The sequence below is a fragment of the Streptomyces sp. NBC_00503 genome, from assembly GCF_036346895.1.
Lineage (GTDB): Bacteria > Actinomycetota > Actinomycetes > Streptomycetales > Streptomycetaceae > Streptomyces.
In genome coordinates, this window is record NZ_CP107855.1 from 1,895,545 (window position 1) to 1,913,406 (window position 17,862).

Here is a 17,862-nt window from a genome sequence, read left to right on the forward strand (position 1 = left end):
CTCCTGTCGATTCCCTCAGTCGAGGATGAAGCTCTCCAGATAGGCGGGGTTGGCCCGGTCGAGCATCGACTGCGAGCGGGCGCGGATCTGCCGGTCGCTGTGCTCGCTGTCCGGGAGCATCCAGAACCGGTCGGCGCGGATGCCGTCGACCACGTGGGCGGCGACGTCCTCGACCGGAGTGAAGTTCACCTCGTGCCCGGCCTGCTTCATGGCGGCCTCGTACTGGTCGAGGCTGCGGTACGGGGACTTGCGCGGGCGCTCCTTCGCGTACCGGTCGGGCCGGTTGCGGTGCGATTCCCACAGCCCGGTGCGCAGCATGTGCGGTCCGGGGAACAGGACGGAGGCTCCGATGGCCGCGCCCTCCGCCTTGAGGTGGGCGTAGAGCGATTCGGTCATGGTGACCACGGCCGCCTTGGTGACCGCGTACACGGACGCGGTGGGCAGCGGGGCGATGCCGCCGTCGCCGGAGGAGGTGTTGACGACGTGGCCGGGGCCGCCGGCCGCGATCATGCGGGGGACGAAGGCCTGGATGCCGTGGAAGACGCCCCAGACGTTGACGGAGAAGGCCCATTTCCAGTCGTTGGGCTCGTGCTCCCACATGCGTCCCTCGGCGCCGGATCCGACGCCCGCGTTGTTGCAGAGCACGTGCACGGCGCCGAAGGTCTCGTAGGCGGCGTCCGCGAGCGAGATCACGGAGTCCCGGTCGCTGACGTCGACGAGCTTGGCGAGCACCTCGGCGCCGTCCGCCGCGAGTTCCCCGGCGGCCTCGCGAAGGGCGCCCTCCTCCACGTCGGCGAGGACCACCTTCAGTCCCTCGGCGGCGAAGCGGCGGGCCATGGCGAGGCCGATGCCGCTGGCGGCTCCGGTGACCACGGCCACCTGTCCCGGTTCGAGTCGCATCAGACGCTCCCCTCGGGCGGTCCGTCGAGGATCTGCATGGGGTCGTCGTAGCGCTGGTGGATGTACGGGAGCAGGGCCTGGGCGCTGACCCGCTCGACGACCCTGCCCTTCTGGTCGGTGGTCTTCTCGCCGATGGTGATCTCGACGATGCGGCGTACGGGCAGGTCCGCGATGGGGTCGAACATCGACTCCCGGAGCACCACGTCGCCGGTGATGTGCTCCAGCTTGCGGACCTTCTCGTTGCGCGTGCAGTGCACGAGCACCGGGTCGCAGTCGAAGCCCGAACCGTCCACGGCGGGAAGGAACTTGAAGTAGAAGTCGGTCTTCACGGTGGGCTCGGGCAGCGGCAGTTCACGGTCCACCGCCCCGCGCACCTCCACGAAGGCGATCCCGTGCCGGGCCAGAGCGGCCCGTACGACCAGGCCGTCGCGCTCCACGGTGACCTCGCCGAGCTTCTTGGGCTCTCCGAAGACCTCGCGGCCGCCGGTCAGGGCGCGCTCCATGGTCATCGGCATGACCAGCGGGTACCAGCCCTCGACCCCGCCGTGCTGGGCGGCGACGGCCACGGAGCCGGCGCCGAGCGGGTATCCGGGCAGGTCCACCTTGCTGATGTTGGCCCGGACCAGGGGCCGGTCGGCCGGCTTCAGCGGCGGCGGCAGGACCGCCGCCACCACGTCGGGATCGCTCTCCCAGACGGCCACCACGCCGGTGGACCAGATGTCGGGGAGCTTGGAACTCTTCTCGCGCGACGCCGCGATCTCGGCCTCGGTGCGCGCTCCGTACCGTACGCGTGCCATGTCCAGCACCACCCTTCGGTAGGTTCGTCTGTAACACAGTTACACCGGGACCGATGAAGGGTAAAGACCCCTGCACCGACACGATCTGACGAATCGACAGAAAGTTGGGACGACCCCCATGGCCAGAACCGCGCTGACCCGTGCCGAGGTGCTGGACACGGCCGCCTCGCTGGTCAAACAGCACGGCCCGGCCGCCCTGACCATGCGCAAGCTCGCCGCCGAGCTGGGCACGGCGGTGACCTCGATCTACTGGCACGTCGGCAACCGCGAGTCCCTGCTCGACGCCCTCGTGGAGCGGACCGTGCAGGACATGGGCGCGATCCGCCCGGTCGGCCGCAACCCCGCCGACCGGATCCTGTCTGTGGCCCGGATCCTGCGCCGCGAACTACGGACACGCCCGCACCTGATCGCGATGGTCCACGAACGCGGACTCACCGAGCGGATGTTCCTGCCCGCGCAGCAGGCCCTGGTGCACGAGGTGCACGCGGCCGGACTGCGGGGCGCGCGGGCCGCCGACGCGGTGCGCGCGATCCAGTTCCAGATCATCGGCTTCGTCCTGGTCGAGCGCAATCGCGAACGCTCCCCCGCCCAGTCCCCCGCCGAGAGCGAACTGTGGGACCCGGCCGACGCCCCGCACGACCCGCCCCTGGCTCGAGCCCTGGCCCGGCCGGTGGACCCGGAGCGGCTGTTCCAGCTGTCCGTGCGATCGCTGGTACGGGCCCTGCTGACGGTCGGCGGCTGATCGCGGCCGAGCCGTGGCCCGGGAGGGGACGGGACGGGGAGGGGACGGGGAGGGGACGGGACCCCGTCTGGCCCCGGGTGTCGGTGCGGGCCGATATCCTCTGTGACCATGCTCGCCGACCGTACGACCGCAGAGACGATGTGGCCGACCGCCTACCCACAGGGGTACGCGGTCGTCGACGTGGAGACCACCGGACTCGCTCGCGACGACCGGATAATCTCCGCCGCCGTCTACCGGCTCGACGCTCAGGGCAATGTCGAGGACCACTGGTACACGCTGGTCAACCCGCTGAGGGACCCCGGCCCCGTGTGGATCCACGGCCTGACCAGCGACATGCTCCAGGACGCCCCGCTGTTCAAGGACATCGCCGAGGAGTTCGCCGGCCGGCTCGCCGACCGGGTGCTGGTCGCGCACAACGCGATCTTCGACTGGCAGATGATCGCCCGCGAGTACGCGCGGGCCGAGGCCACCGCTCCGGTCCGTCAGCGGCTGTGCACCATCGCCCTGTCGAAGGAGCTGAACCTCCCGCTGCCCAACCACAAGCTGGAGTCGCTCGCCGCGCACTTCGGCGTGGTCCAGCAGCGCGCCCACCACGCCCTCGACGACGCCCGCGTCCTCGCGGAGGCCTTCCGGCCCTCCCTGCACGCGGCCGCGCGGGACAACGTACGACTGCCCCTGCTGGAATGCCGGCCGCTGACGGAGTGGTCGGACTCCCCCGCCGCCCCGCGCGTCGGCTACCAGGCCTCCTACGGCGGGAGCTCGAGCTGGCGGGCCTCGCGCAAGCGGCCGCCGTGCCCGTACCCCAACCCGGGGCGCTGGGCGGACGGCACCCCGCTCAAGCAGGGCATGCGGATCGCCTTCTCCGGGGACACCTCCGTGGACCGGGAGCTGCTGGAGGACCGCGCCGTCGAGGCGGGCCTGCACATCGCGACGAGCGTGTCGCGGCTCACGAGCCTGCTCGTGACCAACGACCCGGACTCCTCGACCTCCAAGACGGTCAAGGCGAAGTCCTTCGGAACCCCGGTCGTCGACGAGGCCGCCTTCACCCAGCTCCTGCGGGACGTGGCTGCGGCAGACGGGTGACCGTCGGGCGACTCGCCCGGCGTCCGCTTTCCCGTCCGGCCGGTCCGGTCCCACCCTGTGGCGCATGGCACGTTGCGAAGTCTGCGGAAACGATTACGGCATGTCCTTCGAAGTCCACGCACAGGGTGCTGTGCACGTCTTCGACTGCTTCTCCTGCGCCATCCACCGCATGGCGCCCATCTGTGAGCACTGCCGGGTCCAGATCATCGGGCAGGGCGTCGAGGTGGAGGGGCAGTGGTTCTGCGGAGGGCACTGCGCCCGCGCGGAGGGGAAGGTGGGCATCACCGACCGCGTCTGACCCGCCCCCGCTCTCGGCACCCCCCTCCCCGCTCCCCTCCCCCCTCCCTTCCCCACGACCCCGGACGGCCACCCGGCCTCCGGGGTCTTCGCCGCTGGGGGTACCGTCGTGGGCGTGTACCGCTTTGTGCTGACCCGGCAGTGGGTGTGCCTCACCCTCATCGGCCTCGTGCTCATCCCCGCGATGATCAAGCTGGGGTTCTGGCAGTTCCACCGCCATGAGCACCGGGTCGCGCAGAACGAGCTGATCGCGAAGAACCTCACCGACAAGCCGGTTCCGATGGGTCAGGTCACCTCCCCCGGCCACACCGTCCCGCGCGCCGACTTCTGGCGCGCCGTGACCGCCACCGGCACCTACGACTCCGCGCACGAGGTCGTCGTACGGATGCGCACCTCGAACGACGGCAAGGTCGGCTTCCAGGTCGTGACCCCGCTGGTCCAGGACGACGGCAAGGCGGTCCTCGTCAACCGCGGCTGGGTGGCGGGCGGCGACGATCCGCGCGCCTACCCGCCCGTCCCCGCCGCACCCGCGGGCGAAGTGACGGTGACCGGCCGGCTCAAGGCCGACGAGACCAGCGGCGACAGCGGGATCAAGGACCGCAAGGGCCTCCCGGACCGCCAGGTGATGCTGATCAACAGCGCGCAGCAGGCCGAGTACCTCGGCAAGCCCGTCCTCGGCGGATACCTGGAACTCACCGCCCCCGTCCCGGCGGACGGCAGCCCCGAGGTGGTCGCCGAGCCCGATCACGACTCGATCGGGCCGCACATGGCCTACGCCGTGCAGTGGTGGCTCTTCACCCTCGGCGTGCCGGCGGGCTGGATCATCCTCGTACGGCGCGAGAAGCGCGACCGCGAGGAGGCCGCGGCGAAGGCGGCCGCTGAGCTGGACCAGGAGCCGGCGGCGTCACCGGCGGCGTAGCGTATCGGGCATGGATCTTGGACTGAAGGACCGTGTCTACGTCGTCACCGGCGCCACCAGGGGCCTCGGCTACGCCTCCGCCCGCGAACTGACCGCCGACGGCGCGAAGGTGGTACTGACCGGCCGCGACGCCCAGCGCGCCGAGGCCGCCGCGGCGGCACTGGGCCCGAACGCGGTCGGCGTGGCCGCGGACAACTCCGACCCCGAGGCCGCCGGCCGCCTCGTCGCCACCGCCCGGGAGCGCTTCGGCCGGTTCGACGGCATCCTCATCAGCGTCGGCGGCCCGGCGCCGGGTTCCGCCGCCGACAACACCGACGCGCAGTGGACGGCGGCCTTCGAGTCGGTCTTCCTCGGAGCGGTCCGCCTCGCGCGGGCGGCGGCCGCGGAGCTGGGCGAGGGCGGGGTCATCGGCTTCGTCCTGTCGGGCTCGGTCCACGAACCGATCCCCGGCCTGACCATCTCCAACGGCCTGCGCCCGGGCCTGGCCGGCTTCGCGAAGTCCCTCTCGGTGGAACTGGGTCCGCGCGGCATCCGCGTGGTCGGCCTGCTCCCCGCCCGCATCGACACCGACCGGGTCCGCGAGCTCGACGCCCTGTCCGGGGACGCGGCCGCCGCGCGCAGCGGCAACGAGTCCCGCATCCCGCTGCGGCGCTACGGAGCTCCGGAGGAGTTCGGCCGCTCGGCGGCGTTCCTGCTCTCCCCGGCGGCCTCGTACCTCACCGGCATCATGCTCCCGGTCGACGGCGGCTCCCGCCACGGCTTCTGACGAGGGGCGCACCCTGCTCACGTCACCCGCCGGGACCGCCGGGGGGTGACGCGGAGCCGGGCCTCGGCCGAGAGGGTGGGTAGGCCGGCCGAGGTGCGGGCACGGGTCAGGACCGGGCCCGCCAGGGCAGCCAGGGCGTCGGACGGCACCGCGTGCGGCTCCAGTTCCAGGCGGACCCACAGGTCCGGGGCTCCGCGGCGGCCCCGCAGGGCGACCCGGCAGTCGGCCACCCCGTCCACCGCGGCGCGGACATCGGCGGCGACGGCCTCCTCCAGGGCCCGGCCGCGCAGCACCGCGAACGCCCCGTCACCGGTGTCCACGAGCAGCGCCGCCAGCCGGGCCCGCCGCAGCTGGGCGAGCAGCCACCACAGCGCCAGCATCACGCAGGCCGCGAGTGCGGCCAGCACCGCCCACCAGGGCGGCAGCCCGCCGTGCGGCCCCCGGGCCAGCAGCGGCTCCCCGCGGCCCCCGAGCGGCCAGGATCCGGTGAGCACGGCCACCCCGGCCGCCAGCAGGGCCAGGCCGAACAGCGCGAGCAGCGCCCGGTTCACCGCTCCGAGGGTCACCGCCGGTTCACCCGTACCCTCGGCCGCAGCTCGTGCGCCAGGCCCAGCTCCCCGATCCCGACGGCCAGCACCGCGTCCAGGTCGGCCCGTACGTCGTCCAGTTCGCGGAAGTGCGACACCGCCCGGACCCCGACGTGGGCCCGGCCCATGCTCACCCGGACCGACCGCACCCCGGCCACCTCCATCGCCCGGTCCCGCAGCACCTGCACGGCGGCCCCGCGCTCCAGACCGGCCCGGACCAGCGGATGTTCGGCCCGCATCGGCAGGATCCCGCGCAGGCCCGGCAGGACGGCGGACAGCAGCAGCGCGGCCCCGGCCGCGGCGAGGATCCCGCCGCCGATCAGGACGCCCGGGTCCGCCGGGGTGTGCCGCTCCAGCTGGCGGACGAGCTCCGGGCGCCAGTGCATCCCGGGCCGGTGGGCCCGTACGGCTGCCAGGTCGTAGAGGAACAGCCCCGCCACTGCCAGGACGGCGACGGCCAGGGCGGCGGCCGGGATCCTGCGGGGCGACCGGAACCGGGCGCTCACCGCAGCCTCCGGTCCCGCCCGGCGGCGGGCCGGACCGCGGTGGGGCGCAGGTGCTCGATGTCGATGTCCACCTCGGGTACGGACATCTGCGCGTACTCCTCGACGCGCTGGGCGACCCGGCGGCGTACGGCCGCGCACTGGGCGGCGAGGTCGCAGGGATAGGGCAGGTCCAGGGCCACGCGTACGCGGGCGATGTCGTGGTGCACGGTGACGGTGGCGTGCGGCGGGGATCCGTCCGGCGCGGGGCGCTCCAGCGCCTCCCGAGCGGCCCGGGCGGCGATCTTCGCCACGACCCGGTCGGCGATCCGGGTGGCCCCCCGGTCGGCGGCGGCCACCCGGGGCGGGGCGGACCTCGGCGGGGTGGAGCCCGGCTGGGTGCTCATCGGTCCCCGCCTCGGCCTCGGTCGCTGCCACGGTCGCCGCCTCGGCCGCGGTCGCGCGGACGGAAGAGGTCGCCGGGATCCAGGTCCCCGTCGAGGAACCGGCCGACGACGAAGCCGATGGCGCCGAGCGCCGCCACCAGCAGGAAGGCCCCGAAGCCACCGAAGTACCCGGCGAACCCCAGTGCCATGCCGGCCATCAGGCCGACGACCGCCATGCTCATGCGGGCTCCTCTACTGCAGTCGGGACTCCGGCTCCTCGTCGTCCTCGTCGGGCAGCTTGACGTCGCTGACCGCGATGTTGACTTCGACGACTTCCAGGCCCGTCATCCGCTCCACCGCCGAGACGACGTTCTCACGGACCGCCCGGGCGACCTCCCGGATCGACACGCCGTAGTCCACGACGATCTCCAGATCGAGGGCGGTCTGCACCTCGCCGACCTCCGCCTTCACGCCCCGGCTGACGGAGGACTTGGACCCGCCGGGGACGCGGTCGCGGACCGCGCCGAAGGTACGGGAGAGGCCGGTGCCGCTGCCCATGGCGTGGACCCCGGCCACCTCTCTTGCGGCCAGGCCCGCGATCTTCTCGACCACCCCGTCGGCGATGGTCGTCCGGCCGCGGTCGGCGGGGGGCTTGGCGGCGCTGCCGCCCGAAGCGGCGGATTCGGTCATCGCGTGTCCCTTCGCAGGTACGGGCTCCCGACCACGTTAAGTCGGGAGTCCGTACGCCGCCTCTCCCGGCTCGGCCGCGGGCGGTCGACCCTGCGGGGCTTGTCCCCTACCCGCCCTTCCACCGTTCCCTGGGCTCCGCCCAGACCTGCGCCTCAAACGCCGGCGGGGCTGGATATGCCGCTACGCGGCAAAATCCAGCCCCGTCGGGCAACGGCGAACGGGCCCGCGGCTAGTCGGAGAGGCCCGCCAGGTCGCGCAGGCGGCGGGCCTGGGCGGCGCGTTCGGCGGCCCGCTGGTCGTCGTACGAGCGGGAACCGGCGCCCTGGAGCAGGGCCTTCGTTTCGATGACCGCGTCCCGCGGCGGGGCGAGCAGGGCCGTGGCGAGGTCCTGGACCGCCGCCTCGAGTTCGTCGGCGGGGACGACCAGGTTGGCGAGGCCGACCCGCTCCGCCTCGTCCGCCTGTACGAAGCGGCCGGTCGCGCAGATTTCGAGCGCGCGGGCGTAGCCGACCAGGGCGGTCAGCGGCTGGGTGCCGGTGAGGTCGGGGACCAGGCCCAGGCCGGTCTCGCGCATGGCGAACTGCACGTCGTCCGCGACGACGCGCAGATCGCACGCGAGCGCAAGCTGGAAACCGGCACCGATCGCGTGCCCCTGTACGGCGGCCACGGAGATGATGTCGTTGCGCCGCCACCAGGTGAATGCCTCCTGGTACTCGGCGATGGTGGAGTCGAGCAGTTCGTCCGAACCGCGCGCCAGGTCGAGGAAGGACGGCTCGCCCTCGAAGCCTTCTGGTGTGAAGGCCTGCCTGTCGAGCCCTGCGGAGAAGGACTTCCCCTCGCCGCGCAGCACGACGACCCGGACGGTGCCCGGCAACAACCGTCCGGCCTCCGCCAACGCCCGCCAGAGCGCGGGGGATTGAGCGTTTCGCTTGGCCGGATTGGTCAGTGTCACCGTGGCTACCGTGTCGTCGACGGTGAGCCGTACGCCGTCCTTGTCGAGCAGAGCCATCTCTATGCCTCCGGTGGGGCTGTGCGGTCGGTCGGCCGGATTGCCGGCCTAAGTGACTGCACAGTAACCACCCAGCCGACCGTGGAGCCGACCGGGGGTCACCGAAGACGGTGGATCTGGAATCGGAACTGCAGGAACTACAAGTGGAACCACAAACGGAACTACAAGTGGAACCCTGATCCGATGCTCAGGCCGTAGCCGCCTTCTTGCCGCGCGTCGCGCCACCGCGACCACGCAGCGTGACTCCGGACTCACTGAGCATCCGATGGACGAATCCGTAGGACCGGCCAGTCGATTCGGCCAGCGCCCGGATACTCGCACCGGAGTCGTACTGCTTCTTCAGGTCTGCCGCGAGCTTGTCACGCGCGGCGCCGGTTACCCGGCTGCCCTTCTTCAGAGTTTCGGCCACCCGTGCCTCCTCTATGGGAAGTGCGCTCTGGACTTCTCATGATCACCCCTCCCCGCCTTCCTGGCCACCCATTCAGCAAGGTCGGTGCGGCGGCATTTCTCGCGGGGTGGACACCCATGCAGAACGGAATCTCCTCTTCCGCTGCATGACCTCCGTCACATTTCCGCTCCCCCGGGATGAATCGCCAGGTCAGGGGCCAGAGCGCGAAAACACGAAACCCCGGTCGCACATCCGTAGAGGTGCGACCGGGGCCGTAGTCGAGCGCCGAACGGTATGAGACCGTCTCACTCAGATGATGGATCACGCCTGAGCCGAATGATCCATAAGCAACTGGATCAACCTGCGGAAGCGGATCAGGCGAGCGCCACGAGGTCCCGGTAGTCCGGGCCCCAGAGGTCCTCGACGCCGTCCGGGAGCAGGATGATCCGCTCCGGCTCCAGCGCCTCCACCGCGCCCTCGTCGTGCGTGACGAGGATGACGGCGCCCTTGTACGTGCGCAGCGCGCCCAGGATCTCCTCGCGGCTCGCGGGGTCGAGGTTGTTCGTGGGCTCGTCGAGCAGCAGCACGTTCGCCGAAGAGACCACGAGCGTCGCCAGGGCGAGGCGGGTCTTCTCGCCGCCGGACAGGACGCCCGCGGGCTTGTCCACGTCGTCGCCGGAGAAGAGGAAGGAGCCGAGCGTCTTGCGGACGGCGACCAGGTCCAGGTCGGGCGCCGAGGAGCGCATGTTCTCCAGGACCGAGCGCTCCGGGTCCAGGGTCTCGTGCTCCTGGGCGTAGTAGCCGAGCTTGAGGCCGTGGCCGGGGACGACCGAGCCGGTGTCGGGCTTCTCGGTGCCCGACAGCAGACGCAGCAGCGTGGTCTTGCCGGCGCCGTTGAGGCCGAGGATGACCACGCGCGAGCCCTTGTCGATGGCCAGGTCGACGTCGGTGAAGATCTCCAGCGAGCCGTACGACTTCGACAGGCCCTCGGCGGTCAGCGGGGTCTTGCCGCAGGGCGCCGGGTCCGGGAAGCGCAGCTTGGCGACCTTGTCGGAGACGCGCACGGCCTCCAGGCCGGCGAGCAGCCGGTCGGCACGCTTGGCCATGTTCTGCGCGGCGACCGTCTTGGTGGCCTTGGCGCGCATCTTGTCGGCCTGCGAGTTCAGCGCCGCGGCCTTCTTCTCGGCGTTCTGACGCTCGCGCTTGCGGCGCTTCTCGTCGGCCTCGCGCTGCTGCTGGTAGAGCTTCCAGCCCATGTTGTAGACGTCGATCTGGGCGCGGTTGGCGTCGAGGTAGAAGACCTTGTTGACGACCGTCTCGACCAGGTCGACATCGTGGGAGATCACGATGAACCCGCCGCGGTAGTTCTTCAGGTAGTCGCGCAGCCACACGATCGAGTCGGCGTCGAGGTGGTTCGTCGGCTCGTCGAGGAGGAGGGTGTCGGCGTCCGAGAAGAGGATCCGGGCCAGCTCCACGCGGCGGCGCTGACCGCCGGAGAGCGTGTGGAGCGGCTGGCCGAGCACCCGGTCGGGCAGGCCGAGGGCGGCCGAGATGGTCGCGGCCTCCGACTCGGCGGAGTACCCGCCCTTGGTGAGGAACTCGGTCTCCTGGCGCTCGTACTGGCGCATCGCCTTCTCGCGGGTGGCGCCGGAGCCGCTGGAGATGCGCTCCTCGTTCATCCGCATCTTCTTGAGCAGGACGTCGAGGCCGCGCGCGGACAGGATCCGGTCGCTGGCCAGGACGTCGAGGTCGCCGGTGCGGGGGTCCTGCGGGAGGTAGCCGACCTCGCCGGAGCGGGCGATGCTGCCGGCGGCCGGCGTCCCCTCGCCCGCGAGGCACTTGGTGAGGGTGGTCTTGCCGGCTCCGTTGCGGCCGACGAGACCGACGCGGTCGCCCTTGGCGATACGGAAGGACGCGTTCTCGATGAGGATGCGGGCGCCGGCGCGCAGCTCGATGCCGGTGGCGGTGATCACGGAAATACTCCAGGGCGGGGTGGGGACGGCGGAAGGCAGGACGCGATGCTTCGACGCCGCTAATCCGCGAGGAGATTTGCCATGGAACTCATTCTACCGGGGGTGCGCAACCACTTTCGGGCCCGTCCGCCACCGGTCCGCCGCTGACGCACGCCGATCCGCGGCCGCTCGGGCCCGCTCCGCCGCGTCCCCCGTTCGGCCCATCGCGTGCGGCTCCCGGCCGGGGGGCGTATCAGGATGAACACGTTGGTACTCGCCGCAGGGGCCGGACACGTGGCCGCCCACGGCTTCACGAATAGAGGGCGGTGCGGGATGCAGTTCGACGACAACGCCAATCTGGACACTTCCGAGGTCAACGATGTCCGCGGGAGCCGCATCCCGGGCGGGAGGGCCACCATCGGCGGCGGCATCGTGGGATTCATCGCACTGATCATGGGTCTGATCTTCGGGGTGGGCCCGGAGCAGCTGGGCCTGTCCGACGGGAACCCGCAGCCGGCGTCGGCCTCCTCCTCCGCCGCCCAGGTGCAGCAGGCCTGCAAGACCGGGCAGGACGCGAACGCGCGGGAGGACTGCCGACTGGTGGCCGTGATCAACAGCACCCAGGACTTCTGGAAGCAGGAGTTCGCCAGGCGGGGCGCCCAGTACACCCCGGCGAAGACCGTGTTCTTCACCGGGAAGGTGAACACCGCCTGCGGCGCCGCCACCTCGGCCGTCGGCCCCTTCTACTGCCCCGGCGACCGGCAGGTCTACCTGGACCTGGGCTTCTTCAACGAGCTGCGCAGCAAGTTCGGCGCGAGCGGCGGCCCCTTCGCCCAGGCCTACGTGGTCGCCCACGAGTACGGGCACCACATCCAGAACCTGACCGGCACCCTGCAGAAGGCCCAGGACGGGCGGCAGGGCGCGAACAGCAACGCGGTGCGGGTCGAGCTCCAGGCCGACTGCTACGCCGGGGTGTGGGCGCACAACGCGACGAAGACCCCGGACGAGTCCACCGGCAAGCCGCTGATCACCAGCCTGACCGACCAGGACATCAAGGACGGCCTGGACGCGGCGGCCGCGGTCGGCGACGACCGGATCCAGGAGAAGTTCCAGGGCCGGGTGACCCCGGAGTCCTGGACGCACGGGTCGGCCGAGCAGCGCCAGCAGTGGTTCTACCAGGGCTACCGCACGGGCGACATGGCCCAGTGCAACACCTTCCGCTGACTGTCAGTGGCCCCTGCCATGCTGTGATCCGGGTCACCCTGACCCGCGACAGCGAGAGGGAGTGATCGTCATGGCAGGCGCTGCGTCCATCTGTCCGACACTGCTCTACACCGACGCCAAGGCGGCGATCCGCCAGCTCACGGAGGCGTTCGGCTTCACCCAGGTCGCCGCCTTCGAGGGGGACGGAGGGATCGTGCAGCACGCGGAGCTTTCCTACGGGAACGGCGTGGTGATGCTGGGCAGCAAGGGCCGCGGCGGGGCCTTCGACGCGGCGATGACCGGCGGCGGCCCGACCGGGGTGTACGTGGTCGTGGACGACGTGGACGCCCACCACAAGCGTGCCGTGGAGCACGACGTGGAGATCCTGATGCCGCCCACCGACCAGGACTACGGCGGCCGCGACTACATGGCCCGGGACTCCGAGGGCAACATCTGGAGCTTCGGGACGTACGCGCCGCAGGTCTGACCCGCGGCGCGCACGCCCGGCGCGCTTCCGGCGATCGGGACCCCGCCGGGACGGGACCCCGCCGGGCCCTTCCGGGTCCTACGGGGGCCTACGCGGCCTTGCGGAGCCTCAGGAGCCGCCGGTGTGGACCTGGAAGGCCGCCCGGCGGACCGCCTTGGCCAGAGCCGGGTCGGGGTGGGCCGCGGCCAGCGCGACCAGCACCTGCACCGTCCGGGGATGACCGACCGCGCGGACCTCGTCCAGCAGCCGCGGGACCGTGGTCCGCACGGCCGAGTCCAGGTGGCGGGCGAGCAGCTCGGCTTCGCCGTGGTCGGCGATGGCGGCCGCCGTGTCCACCCAGAGCCAGGTCTGCTCCTCGGAGGTGAGCACGTCCTGCGCCTCGTCGGGGTCGACCCCGTCGTGCTCGGCGAGCCAGAGCAGGGCGTAGGGCCGCAGGGCCGGCTCGCGGGTGGCGGCGCGCACCTCGGGCTCGGCCGGGGCCCCGACCACGCGCAGCGCCTCGAAGGCGAGCCCGCGCAGCAGGGCGTCCTCGCCCCGGGCGGCGAGCAGCAGCTCGGAGACGGCGTGGCCGACGGGCCGGGCGGCCAGCCATGCCTGGTACTCGGCGCGGGCCGGGCCCGGAGACAGCCGTGCGCAGCCGTGGAGCATGGCGGCGGCGGACTGCTCGATGTTGCCGGCCGGGCTCTGCGCGGCGACGCAGATCTGCTCCAGCTTGACCCAGACGGCCCAGCTCCCGAGCGGGGTGAGGGTGGCCCGGGCGGGACCGAGGGTGACGGCGTCGACGGCTGCCAGTCCGCCGAGCGCCCAGCGCAGCAGCCGGGCGAGCGGTACCGGGGGCGCGGCCTGAGCGGGGTCGGACGCACCGGAGTCGCCCGGCCCGGAGCCGTCCCGCCCGGAGTCGTCCAGTCCGGAGTCGTCCCGATCCGGGCCGTCCGCCTGCGCGGTGGCCTCGTAGGGGACCTCGCACCGCTCGTCGCGCAGTTCGTCGACGCGCTGCCCGAGCAGGTCCAGCAGGTCGGGGACGGTCACGGGACCGGCGGAGAGCTGGAGCAGGGAGAGCAGCTGGGGCATGGCCTCGACGACCTCGGCGACGGCCGCGGGGGCGATGTCGGCGGGGGCGGGGTGGACCAGCGACCAGGCGTCGAAGAGGGCGACCCAGCCGCGCAGTACGGCGGCGTCGTCCCGGTCCCAGGCGCGCAGGCGCCAGCCCGGCCGGGCATGGCCTCCGTGCACCTCGACCAGGCCGGCCAGCCGGGAGCGGTCCCAGCCGACCCGGATCTGGCCGGGCGTCAGGCGCAGCTGTGCGGCGGCGCGTTCGACATCGGCGGCGGGCAGGGCTCCCGCCGGTGCGGGCCTGCCGCCGTCTCCGGCGCCGAGGTTGAGCTCGGCCCAGCGGGCCAGCCGTACGGCGTCGGCGAGCGAGGCGCGTGCTCTGTTCGCCAGGTCGGCCGTGGCGGGGGTGCCCGCCGGAGGCCTGGGGACGGTCCGGGTCCGCCGGTCGGTCACCGCTTTGCGGGCCGTACCCACGGACCGCGGGTAGACGAGTCGGAGTCTGGAGTCGCGAGCCAACTGCTCATCAGGCTTTCGGGACGTCACGTGAGCAGTCTCGCCCGTCACCGGCCGAAAGCCCAAACGGAACCGGCCATTGCCACGGGGTACCGAGGGGGCAGATCGACATAAACCACCCTCCCCGTCCCATCCGGCGCACATTCTTCGGACACCGCGGCCGACGGACCGTCACATGGGGCGTCACATAAGAGGGGTCAGGAAGCGGCGCAGCGCCTCCTCGTATCCGGCCGGGTCGGCGTTCCACATCGCCCCGTGCGCCGCTTCGCGGACGGGGCGCAGGGTCACCAGGTCCGGGCGGGCGGCGGCGAGCCGGCGGGAGGGCTCCCAGGGCGCGAGGGTGTCGTCGGGGCCGTGGAAGATCAGGACGGGGACCCGCAGCGCCGCGGGATCCGATCCCGGGGCCCGGCGGTCGGCGCGCAGCCCCGCCCGGCCCTCGGCGGCCTTGACCGCGAGCGGGAGCAGCCCGGCCGGGGTGCGGCGCGCCGCGGCGAGGGCCCTGAGGGTGGTGTGCCAGTCCAGGACGGGAGAGTCGAGCACCAGCCCGGAGATCCGGTCGGAGAGCGCAGAGCGCTCGGCCGCGTGCAGGGCCATGGTGGCTCCGGTGGACCAGCCGTGCAGGACCACGCGACGGGCTCCGTAGCGCAGGGCGTAGCGGATGGCGGCGTCGAGATCGCGCCATTCGGACTCCCCGAGGTGGCCGAGGCCGTCCGGGGACGCGGGGGCCCCGAGGTCTCCCCGGTAGCCGAGGTCCAGGACGGGCATCCGCTGGCGGTTCAGGAAGGGCATCACCACCATCGGGTGCTCGCGGGTGGCTCCGAGCCCGTGGACGGTGATCACCCAGGTGTCGCGGGCGGCGGGCACGAACCACGCGGGCAGGGCTCCGAGCTCGCCCGGCACGTCCACGTCGGCGTGGTCCAGCCCGAGGGCGGAGCTCGGATTGCCCAGGTGGACCTGGGGAGTGAGGGTGACGCGGGTGCCGGGTTCGAGGCTGCCGTGGGTGACGGCGAGGAGTCTGCGCACCACGGTGTCGGGGCCGTGGGGGGCGTCGGGGAGGACGGGCCCGACCACGGCGTGCACCCCGGGCGCGGTCAGCCCGTAGGTGCCGGGGCGCAGGGAGGCCAGCGAGCGGGTCAGTTCGACCCGGCCCGCGGCGGTGGAGTGGACGCTGAGCCGGGGGCCGCCGGGGAGCGGGCGGCCGGGCTCGTTGCGCAGGGCGGCGTCGGCGGCGTACCGCCCGGCGAGGGCGGCGGCGGTGACGGCCGCGCCGGCGCCCAGAAGAGTCGTGGTGACGGCCGCTGCCGTCGCTGTGGCGGTACGCACCGCTCCAGTGTCGAGGCGGATCGGGCGGCGGGCCACCGGAGGGGATCGCCGCGCCCGGCGTTCCCGGCGCCGCACCCCGCTCCCCCGGGGCGACCGGACGGGATGCGGAAGGGAAGCGGAAGGGGAAACGGAAGGGGCCGCGGAGGGCGGTGGGAGGGTGCGGGGAAGGGGAGCCCGTGGAGAGCGGAAGGGTGCGGGAGGGGCTCGCCGGAGGGTGATCTGGGTCTCTTCCCCGGCCCGTCCGCGCGGCGGAACCTACCGGAAGTCCCGTCCCGGGGCGGGCGCGGACCCGCCCGTGACGTGCATCAATGGAGGGATCCACGGCTTTAACAGGACGAAGGTCCCGATCCGGTGCCGGATCGATACACCGTACGACCCCCGCCAGTTCACCTTCCGTTCATTCAGGTTGCCTACGGTCCACGAACCACTGACGTCAAACAGAAGCCTGGGTAAATGGAGCACATAACGCTTCTCCTCGGGATCGTGATCATCACCGCTCTCGTGTTCGATTTCACGAACGGTTTTCACGACACGGCCAACGCGATGGCCACCACCATCTCGACCGGCGCCCTCAAGCCCAAGACCGCGGTGGCCATGTCCGCCGTGCTCAACCTCGTCGGCGCTTTCATGTCCGTGGAGGTCGCCAAGACGATCTCCAAGGGCCTGGTCAACGAGGAAGGCATCCAGCCGGAGGTCATCTTCGCCGCACTGGTCGGCGCGATCCTCTGGAACCTCGTCACCTGGCTGGTCGGACTGCCCTCCAGCTCCTCGCACGCCCTCATGGGCGGTCTGATCGGTGCCGCGGTCGCTTCGGCCGGCATGGGTGCGGTCAACGGCAGTGTCGTCGTCACCAAGGTGCTGATCCCCGCGATCGCCGCTCCGATCGTCGCCGGCATCGCCGCGTACCTGGCCGCGAAGGTCACGTACAAGGTCGGCAAGGGCATGGGCGAGAAGACCTCGGCCAAGGGCTACCGCGCCGGTCAGATCGCCTCCGCCGGCCTCGTCTCCCTCGCGCACGGCACCAACGACGCGCAGAAGACGATGGGCATCATCACCCTGGCGCTCGTCGCCGGCGGTGCCATCGCCCCCGGCTCCAACCCGCCGGTCTGGGTCATCGTCTCCGCCGGCATGGCCATCGCGATGGGCACCTACCTGGGCGGCTGGCGCATCATCCGCACCATGGGCAGCGGCCTGACCGACCTGCAGCCGCAGCAGGGCTTCGCCGCCCAGACCTCGGCCGCCAGCGTCATCCTGGCCTCCTCGCACCTCGGCTTCTCCCTCTCCACCACCCACGCGTGCTCCGGCGCCGTCATGGGCTCGGGCCTGGGCCGCAAGGGCGGTGTGGTCCGCTGGTCCACCGCCACCCGCATGTTCATCGCGTGGGGCCTGACCCTGCCCGCCGCGGCCCTCGTCGCCTCCGGCGCCGAGCTGGTCATGCGCACCGGTGACATCGGCGTCACCGCCGTCGCGGTCTTCCTGGTCGCCTCCTGCGTGGCCATCTGGTTCATCTCGCGCCGCCAGGTCGTCGACCACACCAACGTCAACGAGGTGGCCCCGGCCGCCGCCGAGGAGCCCGGCGTGGTCACCACGGCCATGGCCGCCGTCGCCGTCCCGCCGCTCGCGGGCACCGCCGGCACGACCGCCGCGGTGACGGACGAAGCCCTCAAGGCCACCATCCCGGCCGCCCCGGCGACCCCCGCGGCTCCGGCCGCGGCGGTCTGACCCCGAGAACGACAGAGGAATCCGCAGTATGAAGATCGACTGGGCAGCACTCGGCTCCGTCTTCGGGGTCAGCCTCACCGCCACCGTCGTCCTCGTGACCCTGTTCACCCTCGGTCTCATGGGCCTGTCCAAGCACGAGGCCGCCACGGAGCAGGGCGGCGCCGCCACCCTGGCCCGTACCGGCGCCTACGCCTGCTTCGCGCTCTGCGCGGCGGCCGTGAGCTACGGGATCTACCTGATCGTCGCCTGAGACACCGGGCACCCCCTTGCGAACGCTCCCTCCGGGTTTCCCCCGGGGGGAGCTTTCGCGTGCCCGGGGGGCCCTCCCGGCGCACCCGGCCCGGCCGTCCCGGCTCCCCCGAGCCCGCCGTCCCGGCGCCCCCGACGCAGGTCAACGGCGAGTTGACGGGCCTTCGCGGTGCGTGGTGGACTGCCCGAGCCAATACGGCGGCATGGAGAGGAAGTCCGGTGCGAATCCGGCGCGGTCCCGCCACTGTCACCGGAGCGCTCCAGCCGAGTGCGACCGGGAGCCAGGAACTCTCGCCGCCGGACACGTCGAACCA

21 protein-coding genes and 1 riboswitch are annotated in these 17,862 nt (G+C 72.4%); of the genes, 9 read left to right on the forward strand and 12 right to left on the reverse strand.

All coding sequences use genetic code 11. The features are described 5' to 3' along the window. Window positions 1–15: 15 nt before the first annotated feature. Both OG490_RS08840 and OG490_RS08845 read right to left on the reverse strand, forming a co-directional pair. Complete coding sequence (locus tag OG490_RS08840) at window positions 16–900, reverse strand: SDR family NAD(P)-dependent oxidoreductase (RefSeq protein WP_330295723.1); 885 nt, start codon at window positions 898–900, stop codon at window positions 16–18. Beyond that, window positions 900–1,697: an acetoacetate decarboxylase family protein gene (locus tag OG490_RS08845; protein ID WP_330295724.1), complete on the reverse strand. Its 798-nt coding sequence runs from the start codon at window positions 1,695–1,697 to the stop codon at window positions 900–902. Before OG490_RS08845 ends, OG490_RS08840 begins: the two co-directional genes overlap by 1 nt. 118 nt (window positions 1,698–1,815) lie before the next feature. Here OG490_RS08845 and OG490_RS08850 point away from each other — a divergent pair, with 118 nt between their 5' ends. The 5 genes from OG490_RS08850 (at window position 1,816) to OG490_RS08870 (ending at window position 5,504) form a co-directional block, all read left to right on the forward strand. After that, window positions 1,816–2,439 carry a TetR/AcrR family transcriptional regulator gene (locus OG490_RS08850; protein ID WP_330295725.1) on the forward strand — a complete coding sequence of 208 codons (624 nt, stop codon included), beginning with the start codon at window positions 1,816–1,818 and terminating at the stop codon, window positions 2,437–2,439. Between the two features lie 102 nt (window positions 2,440–2,541). Further along, the gene (locus OG490_RS08855; protein ID WP_371615245.1) at window positions 2,542–3,522 is read left to right on the forward strand and encodes a DEDDh family exonuclease; all 981 of its coding nucleotides are present in this window, start codon (window positions 2,542–2,544) and stop codon (window positions 3,520–3,522) included. A gap of 64 nt (window positions 3,523–3,586) precedes the next feature. Beyond that, a complete protein-coding gene (locus tag OG490_RS08860; RefSeq protein ID WP_112453882.1) occupies window positions 3,587–3,820 on the forward strand; it encodes a hypothetical protein in 234 nt (77 codons plus the stop codon). 114 nt (window positions 3,821–3,934) lie between these two features. Continuing rightward, entirely contained in the window at window positions 3,935–4,738 is an 804-nt protein-coding gene (locus OG490_RS08865; protein WP_330295727.1) for an SURF1 family cytochrome oxidase biogenesis protein, read from the forward strand. 10 nt (window positions 4,739–4,748) lie between these two features. After that, on the forward strand, window positions 4,749–5,504 hold the full coding sequence (locus tag OG490_RS08870; protein WP_330295728.1) for an SDR family oxidoreductase: 756 nt from the start codon (window positions 4,749–4,751) through the stop codon (window positions 5,502–5,504). 17 nt (window positions 5,505–5,521) lie between these two features. Here the strand turns inward: OG490_RS08870 and OG490_RS08875 are convergent, their stop codons facing one another. The 8 genes from OG490_RS08875 to OG490_RS08910 form a co-directional block, all read right to left on the reverse strand. Continuing rightward, window positions 5,522–6,070, reverse strand: a complete 549-nt coding sequence (locus tag OG490_RS08875) for an alkaline shock response membrane anchor protein AmaP (protein ID WP_330295729.1) — start codon at window positions 6,068–6,070, stop codon at window positions 5,522–5,524. Next, entirely contained in the window at window positions 6,067–6,597 is a 531-nt protein-coding gene (locus OG490_RS08880; RefSeq protein WP_330295730.1) for a DUF6286 domain-containing protein, read from the reverse strand. The genes OG490_RS08875 and OG490_RS08880 overlap by 4 nt, the downstream gene beginning before the upstream one ends. Further along, complete coding sequence (locus tag OG490_RS08885) at window positions 6,594–6,980, reverse strand: hypothetical protein (RefSeq protein ID WP_330295731.1); 387 nt, start codon at window positions 6,978–6,980, stop codon at window positions 6,594–6,596. Before OG490_RS08885 ends, OG490_RS08880 begins: the two co-directional genes overlap by 4 nt. Further along, the gene (locus OG490_RS08890) at window positions 6,977–7,201 is read right to left on the reverse strand and encodes a hypothetical protein (protein WP_330295732.1); all 225 of its coding nucleotides are present in this window, start codon (window positions 7,199–7,201) and stop codon (window positions 6,977–6,979) included. Before OG490_RS08890 ends, OG490_RS08885 begins: the two co-directional genes overlap by 4 nt. A 10-nt stretch (window positions 7,202–7,211) precedes the next feature. Continuing rightward, window positions 7,212–7,649: an Asp23/Gls24 family envelope stress response protein gene (locus tag OG490_RS08895; protein WP_330295733.1), complete on the reverse strand. Its 438-nt coding sequence runs from the start codon at window positions 7,647–7,649 to the stop codon at window positions 7,212–7,214. A gap of 229 nt (window positions 7,650–7,878) precedes the next feature. Next, window positions 7,879–8,658, reverse strand: coding sequence for an enoyl-CoA hydratase/isomerase family protein (locus tag OG490_RS08900; RefSeq protein ID WP_330295734.1), 780 nt, complete (start codon window positions 8,656–8,658; stop codon window positions 7,879–7,881). 187 nt (window positions 8,659–8,845) lie between these two features. Beyond that, the gene (locus tag OG490_RS08905; RefSeq protein WP_204357858.1) at window positions 8,846–9,067 is read right to left on the reverse strand and encodes a helix-turn-helix domain-containing protein; all 222 of its coding nucleotides are present in this window, start codon (window positions 9,065–9,067) and stop codon (window positions 8,846–8,848) included. Window positions 9,068–9,420: 353 nt separating this feature from the next. After that, window positions 9,421–11,019, reverse strand: coding sequence for an ABC-F family ATP-binding cassette domain-containing protein (locus tag OG490_RS08910; RefSeq protein ID WP_330295735.1), 1,599 nt, complete (start codon window positions 11,017–11,019; stop codon window positions 9,421–9,423). 312 nt (window positions 11,020–11,331) lie between these two features. On the opposite strand from OG490_RS08910, the gene ypfJ reads away from it, so the two are divergent. Continuing rightward, window positions 11,332–12,222 (forward strand): KPN_02809 family neutral zinc metallopeptidase, encoded by an 891-nt coding sequence (gene ypfJ, locus OG490_RS08915; RefSeq protein ID WP_330295736.1) that lies wholly within the window; start codon window positions 11,332–11,334, stop codon window positions 12,220–12,222. A 70-nt stretch (window positions 12,223–12,292) separates the two neighbouring features. Then, complete coding sequence (locus OG490_RS08920; RefSeq protein ID WP_330295737.1) at window positions 12,293–12,688, forward strand: VOC family protein; 396 nt, start codon at window positions 12,293–12,295, stop codon at window positions 12,686–12,688. A 108-nt stretch (window positions 12,689–12,796) separates the two neighbouring features. On the opposite strand, the gene OG490_RS08925 is transcribed toward OG490_RS08920, so the two are convergent. Continuing rightward, window positions 12,797–14,284 carry a hypothetical protein gene (locus tag OG490_RS08925; RefSeq protein ID WP_443065772.1) on the reverse strand — a complete coding sequence of 496 codons (1,488 nt, stop codon included), beginning with the start codon at window positions 14,282–14,284 and terminating at the stop codon, window positions 12,797–12,799. Between the two features lie 153 nt (window positions 14,285–14,437). After that, a complete protein-coding gene (locus OG490_RS08930) occupies window positions 14,438–15,577 on the reverse strand; it encodes an alpha/beta hydrolase family protein (RefSeq protein WP_330295738.1) in 1,140 nt (379 codons plus the stop codon). 453 nt (window positions 15,578–16,030) lie between these two features. On the opposite strand from OG490_RS08930, the gene OG490_RS08935 reads away from it, so the two are divergent. Both OG490_RS08935 and OG490_RS08940 read left to right on the forward strand, forming a co-directional pair. Then, on the forward strand, window positions 16,031–17,299 hold the full coding sequence (locus tag OG490_RS08935) for an inorganic phosphate transporter (protein ID WP_330295739.1): 1,269 nt from the start codon (window positions 16,031–16,033) through the stop codon (window positions 17,297–17,299). A 28-nt stretch (window positions 17,300–17,327) separates the two neighbouring features. Further along, window positions 17,328–17,549, forward strand: a complete 222-nt coding sequence (locus tag OG490_RS08940; RefSeq protein ID WP_330295740.1) for a hypothetical protein — start codon at window positions 17,328–17,330, stop codon at window positions 17,547–17,549. Window positions 17,550–17,709: 160 nt separating this feature from the next. Beyond that, window positions 17,710–17,860, forward strand: a riboswitch (cobalamin riboswitch). Window positions 17,861–17,862: the final 2 nt, after the last annotated feature.